This window comes from Variovorax sp. LjRoot175, assembly GCF_964253805.1.
Taxonomy (GTDB): Bacteria; Pseudomonadota; Gammaproteobacteria; order Burkholderiales; family Burkholderiaceae_C; genus Variovorax.
The window spans coordinates 1,509,606-1,530,198 of sequence record NZ_CAXURY020000002.1 but is presented as its reverse complement, the minus strand read 5'-3'; the positions used below and the strand labels follow the sequence as shown (position 1 = coordinate 1,530,198).

Genomic DNA, 20,593 nt, shown 5'->3' with positions numbered 1-20,593 from the left:
GTGGGTGCTCAGGCGGCGATTGGTGACGGCCGTTGGGCGGTCGAGGCGCAAGCGATGGGTCGTTCGCGGCATACCGATGGTTCGGCCACACACGTCGGGACGATCCGCACCGCCGTCGCGATGTCGGTGACGGACAAGTTCTTGGACGGTGATGCGCCAGCCGGGTATCACGGCGGACCCCGGCATGCAACGGCTTGCGGTGCAGCGCAGCCGCGCTGTGGTGGCAACACCTGCACGGTACGCCAGTGCCCCAAGCGGCAGTGCGGGCAGCACGAGACTTCGATGCCCGTGACGCGCTGGAGGAACGTGGCGGCGTCCTCTCGAGCCTGGGCATTGGCCGCCGGCATCGACAGCGCCAAGCGGGCCTGCGCCAGCCGCTCGGCCTTGACGGCCGGGCTCAGCAACCCGTAGTGGCGGATGCGCTTGAACCCCGGCGGCAGCACATGCTGCAGGAAGCGAGCGATGAAGGTCGGCCCGTCGATGAGGACCGTTCGCTTGCCGCCATGATCGTCGGCGCGTATGCGCAGTCGCACCCCGTTGGCATCGATGCCGACGATGCGCTCGTTGGAGACTGCCACGCGGTGCGTGTAGCGCGACAGGTAGTCCAACACCGTCTCGGGGCCAGTGAGCGGCGTCTTGGCATACACCACCCAGTCGTGACGCTTGAGCTCGGCCAGCCGTACCTGGCGCATCGCCGGCGTGTTGGCCGGATCGCGGGGCAACTCGCCGGCCTGACTCGCGCGGCGCAGCGCGTCGACGAACTTGCCTCTGAACACGCGTGACAGCGCATGCACCGGGAACAGGAACGTCGGGCTCCGCTTGGGTGCACACCACAGGCCATCGCCGTCCAACCCACCGCAGGCCATCAGCGCGTGCACATGGATGTGGCGGCGCAGGTCCTGCGTCCAGGTATGCAGCACCAGGGTGAAGGCAGCTGTTGCACCGAGCCAGCGCGGGTTCGCGGCGAACTCGCTGAGCGTGGCCGCTGCGCATTGCATCAGCGTGCCGTACGCCCAGCGCGCATGGAACTGCGCCAGGGCGTTGAGGGCGTGCGGCAGCGTGAAGACCAGGTGACAGTACGGCACCGCAAGCAACTCGGCCAGTCGGGCTTGGCGCCAGGCGTCCCGGGCCTCGTTCTGGCACTGCGGACAGTGCCGGTTGCGACAGGAGTGGAACAGCCGCTGCTCCCGTGCGCACTGGTCACAGCGCTGCAACTGACCACCCAGCGCCGGCGTGCGGCAGGCGACGACGGCGCGCCAGGCACGCGCCTGCGGCGTGCTCAGCGTGTGCTGGCGCAGATAGGCCGGCCCGAAGGTGTGCAGCACCTCGGCCAGGGTGGCGCTCATCGCGCAGCAGCTTCAGTGCAGCGGCGGTCGTGGTGGCGTCGGCGGTGACGACGGCGCCTCTGGCTCGACCTTGGGCAGATGGGCCAGCAGCGCCAGCGCGCTGTCGCCGGCGCTGTGGCCGGGGCGAGCCATGCGAAGGTAGCGGCTGGTGGTGCTGAGCTTGGCGTGGCCGAGCAACTGGCTGATGCTGTTGAGGTCCACGCCGGCTTCCAGCAGATGTGTGGCAAAGCAGTGGCGCAGCGTGTGGATGCCGCCGACCTTGGCGATGCCCGCAGCGTTGCGCGCGGCGTAGAAGTAGCGCCCGGCGCTACGGGTGTCCAGGTGCTGGGAGGGGTTCAGCCGCGCAGGGAACAACCAGTCCTCGGCCTGTGCAGTGCGTCTGCATTGCCGCCAGTACAGCCGCAACTGCTCGAGCAACTCCGGGCTGAGCAGGCTGTAGCGGTCGTGCCCTCCCTTGCCCGCGATGACGTGAATGGACATGCGGTCGGGCGAGGAGTCGATGTCGCAGCCGCGCAGTTGACACAGCTCGCTTACGCGCAGCCCGCTGGCGTAGGCCGTCATCAGAAGGGTGCGCGCCTTCATGGACATCGGCGCAGCCAGCACCGCTGCCACTTCGGCGCGAGACAACACGTCGGGCAGCCGCTGCGGGGCGTGACCCATGGGGATGCGCTGGCGTCGCTCGTTCTGGCCGAGCACCTCGCACACCAGAAACCGCACGGCGCTGGAAGCCTGATTGACACTGCTTCGCGCCAGATGCCGCTCGCGCACCAGGTGCAGCAGATAGGCCTGGACCTCCTGGTCGGTGATCAGCTCCGGGGTTCGGCGGTAGTGACGGGCCATCTGCGCGACAACCCTCAGGTAGGACTCTTGCGTGCGTGGCCTGAAGCCGCGCAGCACCATCGCATCGATCATGCGTTGACGTTGTGGTGTCATCGTCGTCTCCGAGTTCCGGGGAACATTCCCCGCAACCAAGGTACAACTCAACTCCGCGCAACGCGATCTGCCCTCGTCGCACACATCCACCGCGTCAGCGGTTTAGTCCATCGGCCATGAACGGTCGGCCGCGACTGTCAGCTTGCGGGCGAACCAGGCGAATCAAACGAACGTGGTGCCCGTTTGGATCGGAATCGGGTGCGGGTGTGAATGGGAATGACGTGGCGGTTTGAGCGGACTGCCCACCCTGGATTCACCGCTCCATCGAGGTCGACGGTGAGCCGTACTGGGATGGCGGTACGCAGCCAACCCCGCCGTCCGGTGCAGGCCGCTCACGCCTCGTAGCTTTGCCCGTCGCCGTCCTGCGAGCTGGCGCAGGTGCGGCCTCGCATCGTCTGTGACGGCAATTCTCCGAACAGCGCCTTGTACCGTTGAGCAAAGTGGCTCAGATGGTTGAATCCTCTGTCTGCGGCCGCTTGCGCAATGTTCAGGTCCATCGCTCGTGTCGACATCAACTGCCGACGCACGGCGTTCAGCCTCACGCAGCGCAGATAGTGCACAGGCGTCGCGTCGGCGACCTGCCTGAAGCTGTTCTGCAAGGTGCGCCGGCTCGTGCGAAGGCGCAGGCACAGTTCCTCTACGCTAGGTGGGGAATCCCCGCTGCCTGCCACCATCCAATGGCATTGCGCGACGATGAAACTGGCCGAAGCGCTCCCGACGGGCTGCCTCGCGTCGGCGGCACCATCGAACAGTTCGCAAAGCGCTTCGAACACGCCGCGGGACACTGACTGGTCGTTGATCGCTTCCGACTTGCATGGATCGGTTGTCGACGTCTCATCGAACAACGAAAGAAGGTCGTACCGCAATCGCTGCATCGCGCGACCCGGGGCTCGCAGCACGGAGCGGGACAGTAGAGCCCGGGGGCCCGGTGCCCACGGCCGTTCGTCAGACAGGCGACGAAATTCGTCGAGCTCGAACGTCACCGCCATCAGCTCCATCCCTTTCGGCCGTTGTAGCGTGAACTCGTCGCCGCCGCGAAGAACGACGACGCTGTCCTCGTGCATTTCGTGCCCTTGCATTCGGGGCGTTCCAGCGAACTTCCCAAGTGGGATCGCGAAGCAGATCTTGCCGTTGGGTAGACAGCCCTGTTGAATCACCCGCTCACTCATCCACTTGCGAAAGACATGGATGCTGTCCGTCGTCACCTCGGCGAGCGAACTGTGCATGGCCCCCGGCGATACCTGCAGATAGCGTTGATTCCACTCCGGCGCCGAGGCGCCATGCACGTGGAAGTCGTCGAATACGTCCAGTTTGAGTGTCATGCGGTGTTCGGTGGCGGCGCTGCAATCGAAGAATAGCCTAGGCTGGCACGCTGTGTCGCTTTGCCGATTTGGGCTAACGGAGCAGGGCGCTCGCGCTTCATAATTTGCGCACCTTCTCAGGCGAGGACTCTTTCCAGATGTGGACACGACGCATTTCGCGCCTCTTGGCGCTCGTGCTGGCGTTGACTCTCGCAGCCTGTGCGTCAGCGATCGAATCGCCCTCCCGCAAACCCGAAGGACAGACCGTCATGAACGTGGAACAGATCAAGGAGGCCCTCGTCGGTGATTGGGCCAGCATCGCCCCGGAGGTCCGCCCGAGCGCCAGCAAGAATCCCGACGGCACGCTGAAGCCGTTCTATCTGAAGCGTGAATTCAAGTACTTGGCCGGGGATCGATTCGAGCTGAACATCGTCAATTCGGCAGACCCGAACGGTGCGGTGCCCATCGCCCGAATCGCCATCCGGGGTCACATGATCTGGCGCGGCCCTCACTCGATCGCTCCAGGGGCGCAAAAGGTGGACTTCGTCGCTGACGAGGGATACGAGGTCGCGCCGCTGATCCAGGGGTTTGCCGATCTGCTGAATCAGGTGGCCGCCACTGGCTACGGAAAGTGGCAAGTCAACGACACGCAAAGTGTGTTCGGCAAGGCGTTTCCCCCGTTCGGGTTGACCGAAGGGAAGAACTTCATGGAATTCGATCTCGTCTACCTGAGCCACGACATGCTGTTCTGGGGCGCGCGCAACGTGGACGGTCGTGGGTTCGACAAGGAAGAGAACCGGCCGACGAACCTGCAGATCCCGCTTGCGCGCAGTAGGTCTGGAGAACGAAAGTGAGTCTGTCCATCGAAGCGAGAAACAAAGCTCTGGTCCTCGAGGCCTTCGACGCATTGTTCAACCAGCGCGACTACGCGAAGGCCGAACGCTACTGGTCGCCGAACTACATCCAGCACAGTGCTCACATTTCGCCGGGCCGCGACGGGCTTTTCAACCTGATCAAGAGCCTGCCGGCGTCGCTGCGCTACGAGCCGGGCCTGATCATGGCCGAGGGCGACCACGTGATGATCCACGGCCGTTTCTGGGGTGAACACCGTCCGGTGAACTGGATCGGGGTGGACATCCTGCGCATCGCCGACGGAGTTCTGGCCGAGCACTGGGATGTGCTGCAGGACGAGGCGACTCGGGCCGAATCGAAGAGCGGGCTGCCGATGTTCGGCGACGAGTTCCTTGCGTGAGCCTCAGCCTTCGACGCCGACCTCGATGGCGTCGACCCGATCCGGGTAGAACGCCAGGTATTCCCGGATTGCCGATACGGCTGCATAAGGACCCTCGTAGGTCCAGACGGCGTCGACCGAGCGTTCCCCGCCGGCCGGAACGCTGTAGTAGGCGCAGTCGCCCTTGTAAGGACAATACGTCTGATGCGAGCTCCGTTGCATTTGCGTCATATCGACGTCCTTGCGGGGGATGTATTGCACTGCTGGATAGCCCGCCTCCTTCAGGGTCAGGGCCTCGCGGGTGTCCGCAACGCGTTTGCCGTTCACGGCGACCGTGACCCGGCCTTTCGTCGGCGTGATGGTGATCGGATGATCCGGTCCCGGAATCTTGGTGAGCTTGCTGTTCATCTCTTCAACTCCTGAAAGTGATCTTTGGAGACCTTTCGCTCCCAGGGATCAGGCGGCGGCGCTGGGACGACTGGACACGATCTCGTACCAGCGCTTCAGCGCCGCGTGATCCGCCGACACGGACAACTCGAGCGCCTTGGCAAAGTCCACCGTCACCAGGGCGGTAATGTCCGCGGCGGAGTAGCGCTCGCCAGCAACGAAGGGCACCTGCGCGAGCCGCTCGTTCAGATCAGCGAAGAAGTTCTTCACGCGCAGCGCACTGCGCTCGACCAGCGCTGGAATCTGCTCGTAGTCGTGCGGCCCGGCGATGGCGCGGCCCTTCAACGCGGCAATCCTGTTGCGCACGCCCTCCATCACCGCCGCGAAGCCTTCCAACTCGGCGCGCCGCTCCCACATCGCGATCAGACCCTTGTCCTTGGGCGTGGCGCCCAGCAAGAGCTTCTCGGGAAAGGCCTCGTCGAGATAACGCATGATCGCCGGCACCTCGCCGATGGCGGTGCCATCCTCCAGCACCAGGGTCGGCACCATGCGGCGCGGATTGATCGCCCGGTAGGCTTCTGAGGATTGCTCGCCCTTGCCGAGGTCGACAGCGACGAGCGGAACCTTCAAGCCTTTTTCGGCCAGAAGAATTCGCACGCGCCGCGAATTCGGCGAGGCGGGGGAGTGGTAAAGCGTCAAGGTATCGGGGGTCATGGTGATAAGTCTCTCGAGGCGTCGCGGGTGGCGTGTGCGCGGGTCTGCGTGGATTCGAAAAAGGAAATGCGCTGAAGAGCCTTACTCGGACAGGAAGTCCGAGACGTGGCGGACGAAGCGCTCCGGGTACTGGTACTGCGAACCGTGGTTGGCGTCCGGGTAGATGATCAACTGAGCGTTGGGAATGTTCTGCTGGAGAATCCAGGAGTTGATCGAGTAGATGATCACGTCGTTGTCGCCGTTGATGACCAGCGTCGGCTGCAGGATGGTCTTGAGGTACTCATAGGAACCCTCACGCTGCACGCCCCACTTGCCGATGGCCTCGATCTGGGCGGGCGCCACTTTCTCGTTCACTGCGGGATCGCGGTTTTCGGTGCGGCGGAGGACGCGCTTCAGGAATTCGCGGCCCGCGGCCTGGCTGGCTTCCGAGTCGGTGAAGTGGACCTTCAGCCAGATCTCCTCCGGCACCTCGTAGGTGGCGCCGAAGATCTGTTGCGCTTCCGGCGTGAGGGTCGCCATGTTCTGGCCGCCGCGCGGGCCGGTGCCGACCAGCACCAGGCGCCGGACCAGCTCAGGGGCCTGCAGCGTGATCTCCTGGGCGACGAAGCCGCCGATCGAGAAACCGAGCACATCAACCTGCTTCAGTCCCAGCGCCTTGATGAAGGCGATGGCGTTGGCGCCCATCTCCTCGAACGTGGTCGGCACTTCGCCCGAGCTGCTGGAAACGCCCGCGTTGTTGAACAGGATCACTTCTCGATCCTTGGCCAAGCCGTCGATCACGGCAGGATCCCAATGGTCCATCGTGCCGGTGAAGTGCTGGTTGAAAACCAGCGACACGCTGCCGGTCTTGCCGAAGCGGCGGAAGGCGAACCGAAAACCTGCCGCGTCCACGAACTGCGTCGGCGCGGTCTGGTGAGTGTGCTGGGTCATTGAGAATCCTTCTGGCGGCGGCACTCGAGCCGACACGCGAAGCAGTCAGCGGCTCTTACCGCCATCGACGTTGAGGACATGGCCGGTGATGAATGAAGCTTGGTCCGACGCGATGAAGACGATCGCATCGGCAAGCTCTTCCGAGCGACCGAGGCGCGCCATCGGAACAGTCGTCGCCAGAGCCGCCTTGTTCTCCGGCGTGCCCGTAAAGCGGGTCAACATGCCGGTGTCCGTGGGACCAGGCGCTACGCCGTTCACACGGATTCCAGACTTGGCGATCTCGAGGGCCACCGACTTGGTGATACCTTCGACGGCGTGCTTGCTGCCGACATAGATTGAGGCCCCCGCCGCACCCTCGTGCCCGTAGGTCGATGAGATGTTGACGATGCTGCCGCTGCCCTGCTCTTGCATGACGCGCACTTCGTGCTTCATGCTCAGGATCACGCCGAGAACATTCGTTTCGAACGTCGCGGCGTAGCTTTCGGCGGTCTGGTCCGTGATCGGGCCCCCGTGGCCTTCGGTGCCAGCGTTGTTCACTGCGACGTCGATGCGGCCAAACCGTGCGACGGTCTTGTCGACCAGAGCGCGGACCTCGTCCTCCTTGCGGACGTCGGCGTTGATGAATTCGGCCTCCGAACCGAGCGAGCGCAGCTCCTTGACGAGTGCCTTGCCGACCTCGTCACGCCGACCGGCGACGACCACCTTCGCGCCTTTCCTTGCAAACGCGACAGCCGCGGCGCGGCCGATACCGGTCAGCGCGCCGGTGACGAGAACAACGGGTTGATTCATGACTAATTCCTGTGAGGTAAGACTGTTGCCGTAGGCCGGGTGACCGAGAGCCGCTCTGTGCCAAGACACCGCTCATCACGCCGCCATGAGGGGTAATCTAGGGACTCGTGGCCCGAAAGAAAAAGACTTCGTAAGCTGGGCGGCATACCTTTCAGGCATGGGATGGCTATGGAGTTGAGGCACTTGCGTTATTTCGTGGCCGTGGTCGAGGAAGGCAGCCTGACGACAGCCGCCGAGCTCCGGCTCCACACCTCCCAGCCTTCGCTGAGCCGGCAGATTCGCGACTTGGAGTACCAGGTCGGGGCCGAGCTACTGTCTCGCAGCGTTCATGGCGTCGAGCTGACCGCCGCAGGCACGGCCTTTCTCGTCCATGCGCGGCTGGCGCTGACCCAGGTCGAAGCCGCAGTGGAAGCGGCGCGCAGAGCGGCACAGCCCGCGAGAAAGACGTTCGCGATCGGCTTTCAGACCGGTCATGAGATGAACTGGCTGCCGCAGGCCATGCATGTGCTGCGCGACGAACTGAAGAGCATCCAGGTCACGATCTCGAGCGACTATTCGCCGGACCTCGCAGAGGCGCTCGTCCGAGGTCGGCTCGACGTGGCCTTCCTGCGCGTCGAACCGACCTTCGACTTGGGCTACGAGGTGGTGGACCACGAGCCGCTGATCGTCCTGATGCCGAGCGACCATCGCCTCACCAGCCGCGAAGCGATTCACCCGCGGGAATTCGTCGGCGAGATCTTCATCGGCGGTTCGAACAAAGCCAGCGTGCTTCGCGCCGTGACCGAGGATTACCTGCGGCGCTCGGGAGTGGATATCAAGCTCGACCACGGCGTGGACAACATGGCGATGGCCATGTCTCTTGTTGCGTCGACGCGCGGGTTGGCGCTTATGCCCGCCTATGCGAAGAACCTGCTGCCTTGGTCCGTGGTCAGCCGTCCGCTGGAGGGCGAAGCGCCAACGATCGATCTGGCCGTGGGCTACAGCAAAGCGAACACCTCGCCGATTCTCAAGCTGTTCCTCTCCAGGCTCGAGGAACTGCGGGCCGCCGCGCCGGGGGCGACGCATTGAATCCTCGATAGGCGGAGTCCCTTGCAGACGGGCAGTTTCGCCCCCGAAAGCGGCCGCCGGCCAGCGGCAGGTCAGGGGCCCTGAGCGGGCCTACATCGGACCCCGAAACTGCCCGAAACCGGCAGGGATTGCGGCAGCGATGCAAACAACGACTTTGAAAAGGCAAGGGGTGCAATTCTGAAAACGGCGCCCGCAAGCCATTGATTTTGCTGGGTTAGGAAACGTGACAACCTTGGAGGAGCTCACATGGGAAGACCTTCGCGGCGGTCTGCTCTGGTTACCGGCCGATGGATCGGGGCAGGGCTGAACTCGGCGACACACCTGTCGGCGACGGCAACGTCTTAAGCAGAACCGGTGCTGCATTGTTCTAAACGCGCGCGCCATGCGGCACATTTAGTCGAGAAGGACCTCGGCAAGCCGCTCTCCGATAAGGGCGCATGGCGCTATGTATGTCCTCGGGGATCAGGGCACCGGCGGAGAGCTCCGGCCCGCCCGCCGCTACTTCCGCACTGGCGAACACAGCCGACGTGCTGCTCGACAGGCAAGGGCAGCGTCGTCAGCTATCGCGTGAGGCAGGCGATCACCGCTTCAGCGGCGGGTCGCCCCCGTCACCGCCCAGGCGAGCCCTGCTATCACGACGGCAAGGCCCAGCGCTTCCACGGCGCTTGGAAAGTGGTCGAGCACGGGCCAGGCCATGAGGGCTGCCAGGCCGGGTGCCAGTGCCGGGAAGATGGAGGCACGAGCAGGTCCGAGCAGGGAGACCATGCGCGCATAGGTGAACAGTGTGCCGGCGCCGGCGATGAGCCCCTGGACCAGCACCTCCGTCCAGAACACCTCGGAACTGGCCGCGAGCAGTCGTGTCGGACCGACGGCGAGCAAATAGAAGGGCACATAGGTGACCAGGGACGAGAAGGAGATCACCGCGGTAGCCAGCAGCGGGTCCAGCCGATGCTTGCGCAGCACGATGCCGAACCCGGCCCACAGCGTGCCGGCCGCGACGAACATCGCATCACCGACGAGCGTGCGGGCGGTGAAGCTGGAGACATCAAGCCCCGAGACGAGCAGCAGGCCGACGAGGACAGCCGCGATGCCGGTGGCGCGCCGCGGCGTGATCCGCTCCTTCAGCACCAGTGCACCGAGCACCATGCCCATCAGGCTCATGGCCGAGAACGGGAACACGGCCGCATGGCTCGCCGGTGCAAACTGCAGCGCGCCAAACATCAGCAGCCCGAAGGGCGTGCCCGCCAGCAGCGAGATCAGGGCCCACAGTTTCCAGTGGTCGCTCAGTTGCTGCCGGTTCCGGCGCCAGACCAGCACCAGGATCGGCAGCGTGACGAGGCCGGCCACGCCGAAGCGCAGGGCGGTCAGGTCGTGCGACTGCAGGCCCTGCGCGATGCCCCATCGGGCGTAGACCGTATAGAGCGCACCGATGCTCGCGGCCAGCAGGCCTACGGCGATGCCCTGGACGAGCCGTCTGAAGTCGTCCGTCAACGCGGTGGCGGGCACGGTCGGATTGCAGGCGTTCATGGTGCGCTCCCTCTGTCCTGGCTCAGAGCTGCGGCGCAGCCGGGAAGTCCACCGGTACGCGCGTCGTGCCGTGCAGGAAGTTCGTGACCGTCTTGTCGCCGATCGCGACGATCGTGTCGACGAGGTGGCCCTTGTCCCAGCCCGCGGCGAAGAAGGCATCCACCAGCGCGGGGTCAGCGTGGCCGCGCTCGAGCGCAATGTTCTTCGCGAGCCGAGCCAGAGCATCGAGCTTGGGGTCGAAGCCCGCCGTGCCGCCGCGGATCTGGAGGATCTGCTCGTCGTTGAAGCCATGCATCCTGCCGATCACCGTGTGCGCGGCCAGGCAGTATTCGCAGGCGTTGACCTCGCTGACGACGAGGTTCACCACCTCGCGCGCCTTGCCGGTGATGCTGCTCTTGGCGTTCTGCAGTGCGAGGTAGGCGCCCAGCGCGTGCTCGGAGTGCGCGAAGGTCGCATAGAGGTTGGGCACCTTGCCGAGGTTCTTCTTGAGCTGGTCGAAGATCGCCTGGTTGGCGGGGGACACGTCGTCGCGGGTCGGGACATTGATGGCGGTGGTCATGAGGGTTCTCCTTCAGGTTTCAAACAATGGTGGGGTGGGGAAGCGCATCACTGCGCCGTGTAGCCGCCATCGACGGCCAGGCTTTGCCCCGTGAGGTAGCGCGCCTTGTCGCTGCCGAGGAACACGATGGTCTGGGCGATCTCGTCCACGCTCGCGGCGCGGCGCGCCGGCATCGTGGCGAGGAAGCCCTCCTTGGCCTGCTGGTCGCCGCCAACGAAGCGCTCGAGCATCTCGGTAGCCACGGGGCCGGGCGCGACCGCATTGACGCGCACGCCCGCCGCCGCGCCCTCGAGCGCCGCGCTCTTGGTCAGTCCCTCGACCGCATGCTTGCTGGCTGCGTAGATGGAGGCACCGGCGATGCCCACCTGCCCCGCGATCGAGGAGAGGTTGACGATCGCGCCCGCGCCCTGCGCCAGCATCACTCGCATCTCGTGCTTGAGCGAGAGCAGCGTGCCCAGCACGTTGGTCGAGAAGATGCTGTCGTAGTTGTCGGTTGACTGCTCGGTGATTGGGCCGAGCTGGCCCTCGGTGCCGGCGTTGTTCACTGCCACGTCCAGACGGCCGAAACGCTCGACGACCTGCTCGACCAGGTTGCGCACATCGCCTTCGAAGCGCACGTCGGCGCGGATGAACTCGGCTTCGGCGCCGAGCGCACGCAGCTCGGCGGCCAGCGCCTGGCCGGCTTCGTCGCGCCGGCCGCTGACGGCGATGCGATGGCCTTCGCGGGCGAAGGCAAGAGCGGTGGCGCGGCCGATGCCGGTGAGGGCGCCGGTAATGAGGACGACGGGCAGGTTCATGGTGAAGCTCCTTTCAAGGGGGTACCGGGTTGCGATGGCCCCACTGTGATTGATTCCGATCGTTTGATTAAGTGGGGTTCCGCTCATATGATTGATTCCCACTAGGCATAAATAAGGCGTCAGGATGGACAAGCTGCAGGCGATGAGGACCTTCGTGCGCGTGGTGGAGGCGGGCAGCTTTTCCGCCGTTGCGCACGAGCAGGACAGCAGCCAGAGCGCGGTGAGCAAGCAGGTAGCGGCGCTTGAGCGGGCGCTTGGCGCCCGGCTGTTGACGCGCACCACGCGCTCGCTGGCCTTGACGGAGGAAGGCGAGCGCTACTTCGAGCAGGCGCGGCGCCTGGTGGACGAGATCGCCGAGGCCGAAGCGGCGCTGCGCCGCGGCGAGCGGCAGCTCGGCGGCTGGCTGCGCGTCGCTGCCTCGGTGGGCTTCGGCCGACTCAAGCTGATGCCGTTGGTGCAGACCTTTCTCGAGAAACATCCGGAGGTGAAGATCGACCTGCGCTTGAGCGATGGCTTCATCGACTTGGTGGAGCAGGGCATCGACGTGGCCGTGCGCATCGGCGAGCTGCAGGACAGCAGCCTCATCGCGCGGCGCGCTGGCACCACGCACCGCATGCTGGTCGCGCACCGCCGCTACATGCGCGCGCTGCCCAAGGCGAGGCAGCGCCTCGTCGTGCCGGAGGACCTGGCGGGCCACAATTGCATCGTCTACACAGAGATCGCGATGCGCAACGACTGGCCCTTCAAGGCCGGCCCCGGAGCACCCCGCGCGGTAGGCACGAGGCGCACCGTGCGCGTGGAGGGCAACCTGCAGACCAACAGCAGCGAGGTGATCCGCGCCGCGGTACTGTCGGGCATGGGCATCGGCTACTCGCCCACCTGGCTCTTCGACGCAGAGCTCGCCAGCGGCGAGGTGTTGCGCCTGCTGCCGGACTGGCCGGCGCTCGAGATCCCGATTCACCTCGTGAGCCCGCGCGAACGGCGGCACTCGGCCAAGGTGCGGGCCTTTGCGGAGCACGTCGCTCAGGCCCTGCAGCAGGAGTAAGGCCTTCAACCCAGACAGGAGGGGAAGCCTTCAACAGCCGAGCCTCAGACGCTTTGTCGATCCACGGCGGCGGAGCGACGCCACTGCCCTGGCGTCATGCCGATGCGCTGCGTGAACGCCCTGCGGAAGGCGGCCACCGACTGATAGCCGACGTCTGCCGCCACGGCCTCCGTGGACGCGAGTGGCTTCTTCAATGCGTTCGCCGCGACGCTCATTCGCACGTCGAGCAACAGGTCGTGGGCCGTGCGCCCCAGGCTGTCCTGGAACTGACGTATGAACGTCGCGCGGGACATGTTGCAGCGACGCGCCAGGTCCGGCAGCGTCCACGCTCTTTCCGGCTCGTTGAAGATGGCCGAGACCGCCGGTGCCAGGCGCGGATGGCCCGCAAGCGCCAGCAGGCCCGCTGGCGCATCGCTCGCCCCGCTCGCAAGACGCAAGGTCAAGGTGAACAGGGTCGCCGACAAAGCGTTGAGCATCGCATGACCGCCCAGGCGGTCCCCGAACGACTCGATGCGCATCAGTTGCACGAGGTGAGCCAATTGGGCGCGCGTCTCGTCTGGTGCCGCGGCGTCATGCCGCGTGGCGCTGACAACCAAGGCCGGCGGCAAGTAGTCCCGCATCAACCGGTTGTGCGGCGGCGCGATGATGAAGCGACCGCACAGCATGTCGAGGCGCTCCCCTGCACCGGTGTTCTCGCTGACGGTCAGGTTCAGCCCTTCGCGCTCCCGTGCGCGCTTCGGACGCTTGCCGCTGCCATCGTGGAGCACATGCGCAGAGCCATGCGGCAGCCACACGATGTCGCCTGCACCGAGCCGTGTCGATGCGCCGCCGGCCGGATCTTCCAGCACCGCGGAACCACCGAGCACGACGTGGTACGGGATTTCTCCCAACGGCGAGGGCTCATACACGATCCGCCACGGCGAACCGTAGGCGCATCGGATCTCGACCCGACCTGCTACGGCAATGACTTCGAGGAGGTGGCTGAGCCAGTCCGTTGGCAACGACATGATGGTGGATGTGATACTTCCGAGCATCTTATCGACACTAATTGGACTCGGCAAGATCACATCGGCTCCCTACAGTGTGGGCTTCATCCACTTCATCCCGGAGCTTCACCATGAGCCGCATCACCATCCCCCCGGTTGCCTCCGCCACCGGCGCCACTGTCGAGGTCTATGCCCAGGTTAGGAAGATCGCAGGAGGCAGCATCCCGAACATGTTCGCAGCGCTGGGCCACCTTGCGCCCCAGTCGCTCAAGGCCGTGCTGAACACTGAAGGCGCACTTGCGGCCGGCAGTCTCAGCAAGCAGGACCTCGAGACGATCAAGTTGCTCGTGAGCGAACTGACCGGCTGCGACTACTGCGTCGCTGCGCACACGATGCTGGGGAGGATGGCGGGCCTCACGCCGGACACGCTACGGCAGATCCGCATCGGCCAGGTCACCGGCGATGCCAAGCGCGACGCGCTGGCCAGGTTCGTGCGCACGCTGCAGCAAACGAGCGGCACGATCGGCGACGACGAGGTTGCGGCCATCCGTGCTGCGGGCTACACCGACACGCAACTGGCGGACATCGCGCTGGCAGTCGCGCTGACGGTGTTCACGAACACCTTCAATCGCATCAACGACACCGACGTGGACTTCCCACTGGTTCAATAACGCCGGGTGCCGGGAGGACGAACTAGGTTCGTTCTCCCGGGAAGTTCGGCGGCGACCGATTCACAAGCTCTTGCCGGCTTTCTGCCGAAGGAAGGAGATACAGCATGTCCACGCTACAACCAAGCTTTCGAACCGAGCGCATTGCCTGCGAGATGTGCCTCGGCGCGGTGCCGCAGTCTGCGGCCCTTGTGCCCGAGGCGGCTGACTACGTCGCTCACTTCTGCGGATTGACATGCTACGAGCTGTTGAAGAACTTGCCTGAGCTTCGCCATCCAGACACGCAACTCGTCAAATGAACTACTGGTGCTGTTGCTCGAGCCACTGCGTTGGCGCCATCCCGACCAGTTGGCCGAACGCACGTCCAAGAGCGCTCGCGCCGCCATAGCCAACTTCGAGCGCGACCTGCTTGACCGGACGGCCCCGGCGCAACAAGGCCTTCGCCAGCCCAATACGCCACTGCATCAGGTACTCGCCCGGCGGGATGCCCACGACCTCGGCGAACCGTGCCGCGAACCGGGCCCTGGACATGCCTGCGGATTCTGCCAGCGCTTCGAGCGTCCAGGCGCGCGATGGATCTGCATGGATGGCCGTGAGTGCCTTGGCCAGTCGGGTGTCGGAAAGACCGGCGAGCAACCCGCTGTCGACGATCTGCCGCTCGATGGCAAATCGCAACATCTGAACCACCAGCACCTCAGTCAATCGGTCCACCACCGCATCGTGACCGCACCGCTGCGCAGTGGCCTCGCTGAACAGGAGTTGCAGCGTCGAGTCCAGCGACGGCATGTCAGCCAGCACGATGATCAGTAGATCCGGCAGGCCCCGCAGGAGCGGATTCTCATCGCCCAGGCCGAACTCGATTGCGGCACAGACCACGTCGGCCCCGTCGCGCTCGTCCGCGTGGAGCTGATGCGCCAATGGCCGCGGATAGAACAAGGCGCTCGGCACGCTCACCACGTGCCGGACCCCATTGCGATCGGTCACCCCGATCGGCCCTTGGCGCACCAGGTGCAGGTGACCGACACCATCACGCCCGTCGAAGTTGGCAATGCCGCACAGCGCCCCCCTGTGGTAGACGCGGGCGCGCAATTCGAAGCGCTGAAGCAGGCTTGATAATCGGTCGGACATGAGACGATTTATCTATTATTCAGGACGATTGGATTCCGTTCGTCTTGGATTGTGCTCTAGATTGGTGGCTCGTCAAAGAGTCTTGGCAGCTCCTGCTGTCATCCAAATTGAAGGAGAGTCATGTGATCAAGTTCTACTACCACCCCTCGCCGAACCCGGCCAAGGTGGCGCTTTTTCTGGAGGAAGCCGGTTTGCCGTACGAGCTGGTGCCGGTCGATACCCGAAAGGGCGAGCAGCACGCCCCTGCATTCACGGCCCTCAACCCCAACGCAAAGACACCGGCCATTGTGGATGGCGACGTCGTGGTCTTCGACAGCAATGCGATCTTGCTGTACCTGGCCGAGAAGACCGGGCAATTCCTGCCTGGGAACACGCTCGCCGCTCGCGCCGCAATGCACTCGTGGCTGATGTTCGTGGCCACCGGCATCGGTCCCTATTCGGGGCAGGCGGTGCACTTCAAGCACGTCGCGCCGCAGCCCAAGGCCTACGCGGTGAACCGCTACGACTTCGAGGCCTGGCGGCACTGGGGCATCCTGAACGACCGCCTTGCGGGGAAACGCTACATGCTCGGCGACACCTACACCCTCGTGGACATGGCGGTCTGGGGCTGGGCGCGCGTGGCGCCCTACGTGCTGGGCTACGATGCGTGGGAGAAGCTGCCGCACGTCAAGCGCCTGCTCGACGAGATCAACGCGCGGCCGGCAGCGCAGCGTGCGGAGGCCCTGAAGGCGCGCCACGCATTCAAATCCGAGGTTGATGACGAAGCACGCCGCGCGCTGTTTCCGCAGAATGCCCGGCTGGAAGCCGGGACGGCGGGAGGCTGAGGTGATCGACCTGCACTACTGGACCACGCCCAACGGTCACAAGGTAAGCTTGTTCCTCGAAGAGGCAGCCCTGCCGTATCGGATCGTGCCGGTGCACATCGGCCGCGGCGAGCAGTTCGCGCCCGAGTTCCTGCGCATCGCGCCCAACAATCGCATTCCCGCCATCGTCGACCATGCGCCGGCCGATGCCGGCGAGCCCTTGTCGGTCTTCGAGTCGGGCGCCATCCTGCTGTACCTGGCAGACAAGACGAAGCGCTTCATTGCGCAAGACTTGCGCGGGCGCAACGTGGCGCTCCAATGGCTGTTCTGGCAGATGGGCGGGCTCGGTCCCATGGCCGGGCAGAACCACCACTTCGTGCAGTATGCGCCCGAGAAGCTGCCGTATGCCATCGATCGCTACGTGAAGGAAACCTCGCGGCTTTATGGCGTGCTCGACAAGCATCTCGCCGATGGCCGTGAGTACATTGCGGGCGAGTACTCCATCGCCGACATGGCGTGCTACCCGTGGGTGGTGCCGCACGAACGCCAGCACCAGCGGCTCGGGGACTTCCCGAGCCTCTCGCGCTGGTTCGATCGCGTGCAAGAGCGCCCGGCCACTGCGCGGGCCTACCAGCGCGCCAGCGAGATCAACTCCGCGCCGGTGGTCGATGAACGGTCCAGGAGCCTCCTGTTCGGGCAGGACGCCTCCACGGTGCGCTGAGCCAAGCGCAGGGCCTTTTCCGGAAACCTGCGGTGCCAGGGGAAGCAGCGCGCACCAAGCTCAAGGCCACGGGCAATACGGGCCGAGGCGCGATTGTTGCTCCTTGTACTCCCCTTGAAGATCTCGAACCCAATGTTTGAACTCCTTGTCGTTGACGAACAGCATCTTCCGAATTGGATTGAAGCGGCTGCTGTCAGACGAACCGGACATGCAGGTGACGGGTGAGGCATCGGACGGCGCCAGTGCGCTTCTCGCTATCCGCAATCATGCCGATGGCATGGTGGTGCTCGACATCAATGCCAAAGGGCACAGTGGACTCGAGACCTTGGCAGCCATTCGCGCCGAACTGAGATTGCCGGTGATCATGCTGTCCATGTACGAGGGTGAGCACTACGCCGCATTGGCGTTGCGTGGAGGGGCGAATGCCTATCTGTCGAAGAATGCGCAGCCCGAGGAGATCGTGCGTGTGATTCGAGAAGTCGGCCGCGGCACTTACCTTTTACCCAGCGTGGCTGGTACGGTGCTCAAGCAGCTGCCCCTCATCGGCTCCCATTCATCCCATGAACGGCTGACACCGCGAGATGCAGGTGGTGATGAAGATCGTCAAAGGGCAATCAATTTCTGAAGTCGGATTGAGCATGGGCTTGAGCGTCAAGACCATCAGCACCCACCGCACGCGCGCTCTTGGGAAGCTCGGACTGACGAGCAACGCACAGTTGGTGCAATACGCAGTGCGAAGCGGTTTGATCGATTGATGGGTGCATGAGGCGGGGCTTCCCTCAAAAGGAGGAGATCACGACACCGAACAGGCAAGGGCAGAAGTCTCAGCCACTGGCCGAATACGGGAATCCCGATGCGACCTTTGAATGACAGCTCTCACTTGCAGATGCAGTCGTTGAGACTATGCTCGTGACCTACCGTGGTCGACCTATTTCGTTGAAAAAACGCGATCGGCGATTGAGTTGTTGGGCCGCCGCTCCTGCGCGAGTGACTTCGCTGACATGATGACGAGCTTCATGCCGAAGCGTTCCTCCACGCGATCAATCATCGTCTTGGTCGATTCGACTTCTTCGGTCCGATGTGAAGGCGTTGCTTCTACGTCGACAATGATTCCGGCGTCCAATCAAGTAGTTGGTCGAGTAGGCGCAAAACGCTGGTCCGCCCGGCGCGGCGGTCCAGCGCGCCGCTGGGTCAGTCACTTCAAATTGGCTCCAGCCGATGGCCTTCGGCTGCGGCTGATCGGCGTTGGGTGACTGCTTTGCGGCCGCGAGATCGGCGGGCCGAAGGTCAGCTGAGGGCCCACAGCTGAAGTACGAAGGTGCTCGATAGCGGGCGTTCGATCCCGTCGCCAAGCATGACCGTTCGACATCACTGGCAAACCCCTTGCAAAGGGTTGGCCGGCTCGGCTGAGCCACGAAATGCTCCTGGTAAATCATGCTATTGAGATAATCTTTCTTATCGCAATAGCCATGTCAATCGCCTAAACTGGCCCTCATGAAAAGTACCCGAACCATCAAGCCGGCAAAAGCAGGACAAGGGGTCGATTTGTTTTCGGTGTCAAAACTGACGGTTCGGATCTCGAGCAACGGCGCGGGGTCGGTTCGCTAAGTCGTTGATTTCGCGAGCATTGCTGTTCACTTCGCAGCGGCGTATCGTGTCCGGCCCCCGAACTGCGAAGGAGCGCGGCAATGCAAGGCTGGCAGACGTCCTACCTCGGCCTGCGTGACCTACCAAGCGAGCTCAGTGAGTTCGAGCTGCACGCGTTCTTCAGCTTCAGCCGCGCCGAGCGAGAGTTGATCGCGCGGCGCCGCAGCGATAGCCTCAAGTTGGGCCTGGCGCTGCACATCGGTTTCGCGCGCATGAGCGGGCGGCCGCTGAACAGCGTTCGAGCCGTGCCGCCCGCGTTGCTGCGCCACCTTGGCCGCGAGCTCGACATCGCCGCGCCCGACCTGGTTTCGCTGCGCGCGCTGTACGCCCGCGGGCGCACCCTGTTCGACCACCAGCAGCAAGCCTGCGAGTGCCTGGGCTTCCAATGGATGACTGAGCACCAGCGCCGCGCCCTGGTCCGTGTGCTGCGCGATGAGGTCGCGCATTGCACCTGCGTCATGCGATCGAAGGTCCAACCGATGAAGGAAGTTGCCGCGCTCGTGCGCCGTCACATGGACGGCATCGTGGCCTGGACCCAGACGCGCCGGACCAACGGCTTCCTCGAGGCCATCAACGGACTGTTCCAGGCCGCCAAGCGGCGCGCGCGGCTTCGTGCTCCTGTCCACTTTCAAGACGGTCATCTTCCTGATCGCGGGGAAGCTCGACTTCCAAGCGATCAACCCGCATGCTCCGCAACCCACTTGATTTTCAACAGAGCCAAATATCTCAACAACATGATTGAGCAGGATCAGCGGGGCGTGAAGTCGCGCATCAACCCCATGCTCGGCTTCAGGTCTTCGCTCGCGCTGCCGTGATGATCGCAGGCGTGGAGTTGCTACATCGCATCCGCAAGGGACAGTTCAATCTCCGCAGGCTGCGCCTTCGAGGCCAAGCTACGCCCGCTATCTGGAGCGCCGTGCTTCCGGCCTGACCTTTGCGGCACTCTCGCAGTGTCACTTGGCCACGACCAATTTTTGCACCAGAGCCGCCGCACTGACGCAGGCAGCTGGCTGCAGGTGCTGAAGAACGATCGCACGGCGATCTTCACGGCGACGCGGCATGCCGGCGCCGCCTTCGAATGCTGGTCAGGCAAGGATCCCGGCGGCGGCGATCACGTCGCTCATTTTCCTGACGGCCTCCACCACCCTCGCATCACGTGCCGGCGGCTGACCGGCAACGTACAGGGGCAACGCCGGTAACGGAAGGGTTGGCACGTAACTCTCGATCAACCCGCTTTCGAGTTCCTGCCTGACCACGCAGACCGGCAGAACGCTGACAGCCAGGCCTTTGGCTACGAAACGCGTGATGAGCGAGATGTCATTGCACACACTCAGCGTCGGCGAAGGCGCTTTCTCGTTGGCAAACCAGTCGTCGATGATCTGGTGCAGGCGCGACGGCGACTGCAACGTGAGCACACGTTCCCTATACAGATCCTCCGGGGCGATCGTGGCCTTCTGGTCGAACTTGCCGACACCGCCGACCCATGCGGTTTCCAGCGAGCCGATCAACTCGAACCAACAGCTCTCCTTGCGTGCCGGCTCCCCCAGAAAGGCAATGTCCAAATTCTTTTGGTCGAGCAGGTCGACGAGATCGGTGCTGGTTGCAATGGTCAGGTTGACGCGCAGATCGGGATAGGAAGCCTCCAGCATGCCGACGACCTCCGGGAGGCAGGTCATGGCCAGTGCATCGATGGAGCCCAGCCGCAGCAACCCGTCAAAAGGCTGCTCCAAGTGAAGCATGCCGTCCATTTGATCCAGCAGCCCGATGCCGTGCTCGACATAGCGCCGCACGAGAGCCCCTTCGGCGCTGAGCGTCACGCCGCGACCGGATTTCTCAAACAGACTTATACCGAGTGCAGTTTCCAATTCTGAAATGCGCAACGAAATCGTGGGTTGTGTGACGCTCAAATGGTCGGCCGCAGCCCGAAATGTCCCGAGTTTGCAGATCCAGATGAATGCCTCCAACTGGGCAATTGAATATCTTTTCATAAAAAATGAATTCGCGAAATTGATC

General features: G+C 64.2%; 23 protein-coding genes and 4 pseudogenes. 13 read left to right on the top strand and 14 right to left on the bottom strand.

What is annotated here, in order from left to right:
* Positions 1–167: 167 nt before the first annotated feature.
* From ACSQ89_RS37855 to ACSQ89_RS37845, 3 genes are all read right to left on the bottom strand, one after another.
* Complete coding sequence (locus tag ACSQ89_RS37855) at positions 168–1,346, bottom strand: IS91 family transposase (RefSeq protein WP_436297256.1); 1,179 nt, start codon at positions 1,344–1,346, stop codon at positions 168–170.
* A 12-nt stretch (positions 1,347–1,358) separates the two neighbouring features.
* Positions 1,359–2,279: a tyrosine-type recombinase/integrase gene (locus tag ACSQ89_RS37850; protein ID WP_436297255.1), complete on the bottom strand. Its 921-nt coding sequence runs from the start codon at positions 2,277–2,279 to the stop codon at positions 1,359–1,361.
* A 332-nt stretch (positions 2,280–2,611) separates the two neighbouring features.
* Positions 2,612–3,601: a helix-turn-helix domain-containing protein gene (locus ACSQ89_RS37845; protein WP_436297254.1), complete on the bottom strand. Its 990-nt coding sequence runs from the start codon at positions 3,599–3,601 to the stop codon at positions 2,612–2,614.
* Positions 3,602–3,849: 248 nt separating this feature from the next.
* Between ACSQ89_RS37845 and ACSQ89_RS37840 the strand changes: the two genes are divergently transcribed.
* Positions 3,850–4,434, top strand: a complete 585-nt coding sequence (locus tag ACSQ89_RS37840) for a hypothetical protein (protein ID WP_436297253.1) — start codon at positions 3,850–3,852, stop codon at positions 4,432–4,434.
* A complete protein-coding gene (locus ACSQ89_RS37835; RefSeq protein ID WP_436297252.1) occupies positions 4,431–4,832 on the top strand; it encodes a nuclear transport factor 2 family protein in 402 nt (133 codons plus the stop codon). Before ACSQ89_RS37840 ends, ACSQ89_RS37835 begins: the two co-directional genes overlap by 4 nt.
* 3 nt (positions 4,833–4,835) lie before the next feature.
* Here ACSQ89_RS37835 and ACSQ89_RS37830 read toward each other — a convergent pair whose 3' ends face one another.
* The 4 genes from ACSQ89_RS37830 to ACSQ89_RS37815 form a co-directional block, all read right to left on the bottom strand.
* Positions 4,836–5,219, bottom strand: a complete 384-nt coding sequence (locus ACSQ89_RS37830; protein WP_436297251.1) for a DUF427 domain-containing protein — start codon at positions 5,217–5,219, stop codon at positions 4,836–4,838.
* Positions 5,220–5,267: 48 nt separating this feature from the next.
* A complete protein-coding gene (locus tag ACSQ89_RS37825; protein WP_436297250.1) occupies positions 5,268–5,912 on the bottom strand; it encodes a glutathione S-transferase family protein in 645 nt (214 codons plus the stop codon).
* Positions 5,913–5,993: 81 nt separating this feature from the next.
* Positions 5,994–6,842: an alpha/beta fold hydrolase gene (locus ACSQ89_RS37820; RefSeq protein ID WP_436297249.1), complete on the bottom strand. Its 849-nt coding sequence runs from the start codon at positions 6,840–6,842 to the stop codon at positions 5,994–5,996.
* A gap of 45 nt (positions 6,843–6,887) precedes the next feature.
* Complete coding sequence (locus tag ACSQ89_RS37815; protein ID WP_436297248.1) at positions 6,888–7,631, bottom strand: SDR family NAD(P)-dependent oxidoreductase; 744 nt, start codon at positions 7,629–7,631, stop codon at positions 6,888–6,890.
* A 168-nt stretch (positions 7,632–7,799) separates the two neighbouring features.
* Between ACSQ89_RS37815 and ACSQ89_RS37810 the strand changes: the two genes are divergently transcribed.
* The gene (locus tag ACSQ89_RS37810) at positions 7,800–8,699 is read left to right on the top strand and encodes a LysR substrate-binding domain-containing protein (protein WP_436297247.1); all 900 of its coding nucleotides are present in this window, start codon (positions 7,800–7,802) and stop codon (positions 8,697–8,699) included.
* A gap of 588 nt (positions 8,700–9,287) precedes the next feature.
* Here ACSQ89_RS37810 and ACSQ89_RS37805 read toward each other — a convergent pair.
* Genes ACSQ89_RS37805 through ACSQ89_RS37795 form a run of 3 tightly spaced genes read right to left on the bottom strand, consistent with a single transcriptional unit; the run spans position 9,288 to position 11,582 of the window.
* Positions 9,288–10,226 (bottom strand): DMT family transporter, encoded by a 939-nt coding sequence (locus ACSQ89_RS37805; RefSeq protein ID WP_436297246.1) that lies wholly within the window; start codon positions 10,224–10,226, stop codon positions 9,288–9,290.
* Between the two features lie 22 nt (positions 10,227–10,248).
* Complete coding sequence (locus ACSQ89_RS37800; protein ID WP_436297245.1) at positions 10,249–10,785, bottom strand: carboxymuconolactone decarboxylase family protein; 537 nt, start codon at positions 10,783–10,785, stop codon at positions 10,249–10,251.
* 47 nt (positions 10,786–10,832) lie between these two features.
* A complete protein-coding gene (locus tag ACSQ89_RS37795; RefSeq protein ID WP_436297244.1) occupies positions 10,833–11,582 on the bottom strand; it encodes a glucose 1-dehydrogenase in 750 nt (249 codons plus the stop codon).
* 124 nt (positions 11,583–11,706) lie between these two features.
* On the opposite strand from ACSQ89_RS37795, the gene ACSQ89_RS37790 reads away from it, so the two are divergent.
* Positions 11,707–12,627, top strand: a complete 921-nt coding sequence (locus ACSQ89_RS37790; RefSeq protein WP_436297243.1) for a LysR family transcriptional regulator — start codon at positions 11,707–11,709, stop codon at positions 12,625–12,627.
* A 44-nt stretch (positions 12,628–12,671) separates the two neighbouring features.
* On the opposite strand, the gene ACSQ89_RS37785 is transcribed toward ACSQ89_RS37790, so the two are convergent.
* Positions 12,672–13,661 (bottom strand): cupin domain-containing protein, encoded by a 990-nt coding sequence (locus tag ACSQ89_RS37785; RefSeq protein ID WP_436297242.1) that lies wholly within the window; start codon positions 13,659–13,661, stop codon positions 12,672–12,674.
* Positions 13,662–13,744: 83 nt separating this feature from the next.
* Between ACSQ89_RS37785 and ACSQ89_RS37780 the strand changes: the two genes are divergently transcribed.
* Positions 13,745–14,284: a carboxymuconolactone decarboxylase family protein gene (locus ACSQ89_RS37780; protein ID WP_436297241.1), complete on the top strand. Its 540-nt coding sequence runs from the start codon at positions 13,745–13,747 to the stop codon at positions 14,282–14,284.
* 104 nt (positions 14,285–14,388) lie between these two features.
* A complete protein-coding gene (locus ACSQ89_RS37775) occupies positions 14,389–14,580 on the top strand; it encodes a DUF3330 domain-containing protein (RefSeq protein WP_436297240.1) in 192 nt (63 codons plus the stop codon).
* Between the two features lies 1 nt (position 14,581).
* Here the strand turns inward: ACSQ89_RS37775 and ACSQ89_RS37770 are convergent, their stop codons facing one another.
* Entirely contained in the window at positions 14,582–15,409 is an 828-nt protein-coding gene (locus ACSQ89_RS37770) for a cupin domain-containing protein (RefSeq protein ID WP_436297239.1), read from the bottom strand.
* Between the two features lie 122 nt (positions 15,410–15,531).
* On the opposite strand from ACSQ89_RS37770, the gene ACSQ89_RS37765 reads away from it, so the two are divergent.
* The 4 genes from ACSQ89_RS37765 to ACSQ89_RS37750 all read left to right on the top strand — a co-directional run bounded on the left by ACSQ89_RS37765 (position 15,532) and on the right by ACSQ89_RS37750 (position 17,688).
* Positions 15,532–16,233, top strand: coding sequence for a glutathione S-transferase family protein (locus ACSQ89_RS37765; RefSeq protein ID WP_436297238.1), 702 nt, complete (start codon positions 15,532–15,534; stop codon positions 16,231–16,233).
* A gap of 1 nt (position 16,234) precedes the next feature.
* Positions 16,235–16,933, top strand: coding sequence for a glutathione S-transferase N-terminal domain-containing protein (locus ACSQ89_RS37760; protein WP_436297237.1), 699 nt, complete (start codon positions 16,235–16,237; stop codon positions 16,931–16,933).
* 151 nt (positions 16,934–17,084) lie between these two features.
* Positions 17,085–17,558 carry a response regulator gene (locus ACSQ89_RS37755; RefSeq protein ID WP_436297236.1) on the top strand — a complete coding sequence of 158 codons (474 nt, stop codon included), beginning with the start codon at positions 17,085–17,087 and terminating at the stop codon, positions 17,556–17,558.
* Complete coding sequence (locus tag ACSQ89_RS37750) at positions 17,527–17,688, top strand: response regulator transcription factor (RefSeq protein ID WP_436297235.1); 162 nt, start codon at positions 17,527–17,529, stop codon at positions 17,686–17,688. Before ACSQ89_RS37755 ends, ACSQ89_RS37750 begins: the two co-directional genes overlap by 32 nt.
* Positions 17,689–17,948: 260 nt before the next feature.
* Here the strand turns inward: ACSQ89_RS37750 and ACSQ89_RS37745 are convergent.
* Positions 17,949–18,141 (bottom strand): annotated as a pseudogene (locus ACSQ89_RS37745) (IS5/IS1182 family transposase); the annotation flags it as partial.
* A gap of 480 nt (positions 18,142–18,621) precedes the next feature.
* Between ACSQ89_RS37745 and ACSQ89_RS37740 the strand changes: the two are divergent.
* The 3 pseudogenes from ACSQ89_RS37740 to ACSQ89_RS37730 all read left to right on the top strand — a co-directional run.
* Positions 18,622–18,963, top strand: a pseudogene (locus ACSQ89_RS37740) (DUF4158 domain-containing protein); the annotation flags it as partial.
* Between the two features lie 63 nt (positions 18,964–19,026).
* A pseudogene (locus ACSQ89_RS37735) lies at positions 19,027–19,285 on the top strand (transposase); the annotation flags it as partial.
* A gap of 8 nt (positions 19,286–19,293) precedes the next feature.
* Positions 19,294–19,511: pseudogene (locus ACSQ89_RS37730) on the top strand (DDE-type integrase/transposase/recombinase); the annotation flags it as partial.
* 154 nt (positions 19,512–19,665) lie between these two features.
* On the opposite strand, the gene ACSQ89_RS37725 reads toward ACSQ89_RS37730, so the two are convergent.
* A complete protein-coding gene (locus ACSQ89_RS37725) occupies positions 19,666–20,544 on the bottom strand; it encodes a LysR family transcriptional regulator (protein WP_436297234.1) in 879 nt (292 codons plus the stop codon).
* Between the last annotated feature and the right edge of the window lie 49 nt (positions 20,545–20,593).

Coding starts and splice junctions, on each gene's coding strand:
- ACSQ89_RS37855 (WP_436297256.1), bottom strand. CDS start 1,346: ATGAGCGCCACCCTGGCCGAGGTGCTGCACACCTTCGGGCCGGCCTAT.
- ACSQ89_RS37850 (WP_436297255.1), bottom strand. CDS start 2,279: ATGACACCACAACGTCAACGCATGATCGATGCGATGGTGCTGCGCGGC.
- ACSQ89_RS37845 (WP_436297254.1), bottom strand. CDS start 3,601: ATGACACTCAAACTGGACGTATTCGACGACTTCCACGTGCATGGCGCC.
- ACSQ89_RS37840 (WP_436297253.1), top strand. CDS start 3,850: ATGAACGTGGAACAGATCAAGGAGGCCCTCGTCGGTGATTGGGCCAGC.
- ACSQ89_RS37830 (WP_436297251.1), bottom strand. CDS start 5,219: ATGAACAGCAAGCTCACCAAGATTCCGGGACCGGATCATCCGATCACC.
- ACSQ89_RS37825 (WP_436297250.1), bottom strand. CDS start 5,912: ATGACCCCCGATACCTTGACGCTTTACCACTCCCCCGCCTCGCCGAAT.
- ACSQ89_RS37820 (WP_436297249.1), bottom strand. CDS start 6,842: ATGACCCAGCACACTCACCAGACCGCGCCGACGCAGTTCGTGGACGCG.
- ACSQ89_RS37815 (WP_436297248.1), bottom strand. CDS start 7,631: ATGAATCAACCCGTTGTTCTCGTCACCGGCGCGCTGACCGGTATCGGC.
- ACSQ89_RS37810 (WP_436297247.1), top strand. CDS start 7,800: ATGGAGTTGAGGCACTTGCGTTATTTCGTGGCCGTGGTCGAGGAAGGC.
- ACSQ89_RS37805 (WP_436297246.1), bottom strand. CDS start 10,226: ATGAACGCCTGCAATCCGACCGTGCCCGCCACCGCGTTGACGGACGAC.
- ACSQ89_RS37800 (WP_436297245.1), bottom strand. CDS start 10,785: ATGACCACCGCCATCAATGTCCCGACCCGCGACGACGTGTCCCCCGCC.
- ACSQ89_RS37795 (WP_436297244.1), bottom strand. CDS start 11,582: ATGAACCTGCCCGTCGTCCTCATTACCGGCGCCCTCACCGGCATCGGC.
- ACSQ89_RS37790 (WP_436297243.1), top strand. CDS start 11,707: ATGGACAAGCTGCAGGCGATGAGGACCTTCGTGCGCGTGGTGGAGGCG.
- ACSQ89_RS37785 (WP_436297242.1), bottom strand. CDS start 13,661: ATGCTCGGAAGTATCACATCCACCATCATGTCGTTGCCAACGGACTGG.
- ACSQ89_RS37780 (WP_436297241.1), top strand. CDS start 13,745: ATGAGCCGCATCACCATCCCCCCGGTTGCCTCCGCCACCGGCGCCACT.
- ACSQ89_RS37775 (WP_436297240.1), top strand. CDS start 14,389: ATGTCCACGCTACAACCAAGCTTTCGAACCGAGCGCATTGCCTGCGAG.
- ACSQ89_RS37770 (WP_436297239.1), bottom strand. CDS start 15,409: ATGTCCGACCGATTATCAAGCCTGCTTCAGCGCTTCGAATTGCGCGCC.
- ACSQ89_RS37750 (WP_436297235.1), top strand. CDS start 17,527: ATGAAGATCGTCAAAGGGCAATCAATTTCTGAAGTCGGATTGAGCATG.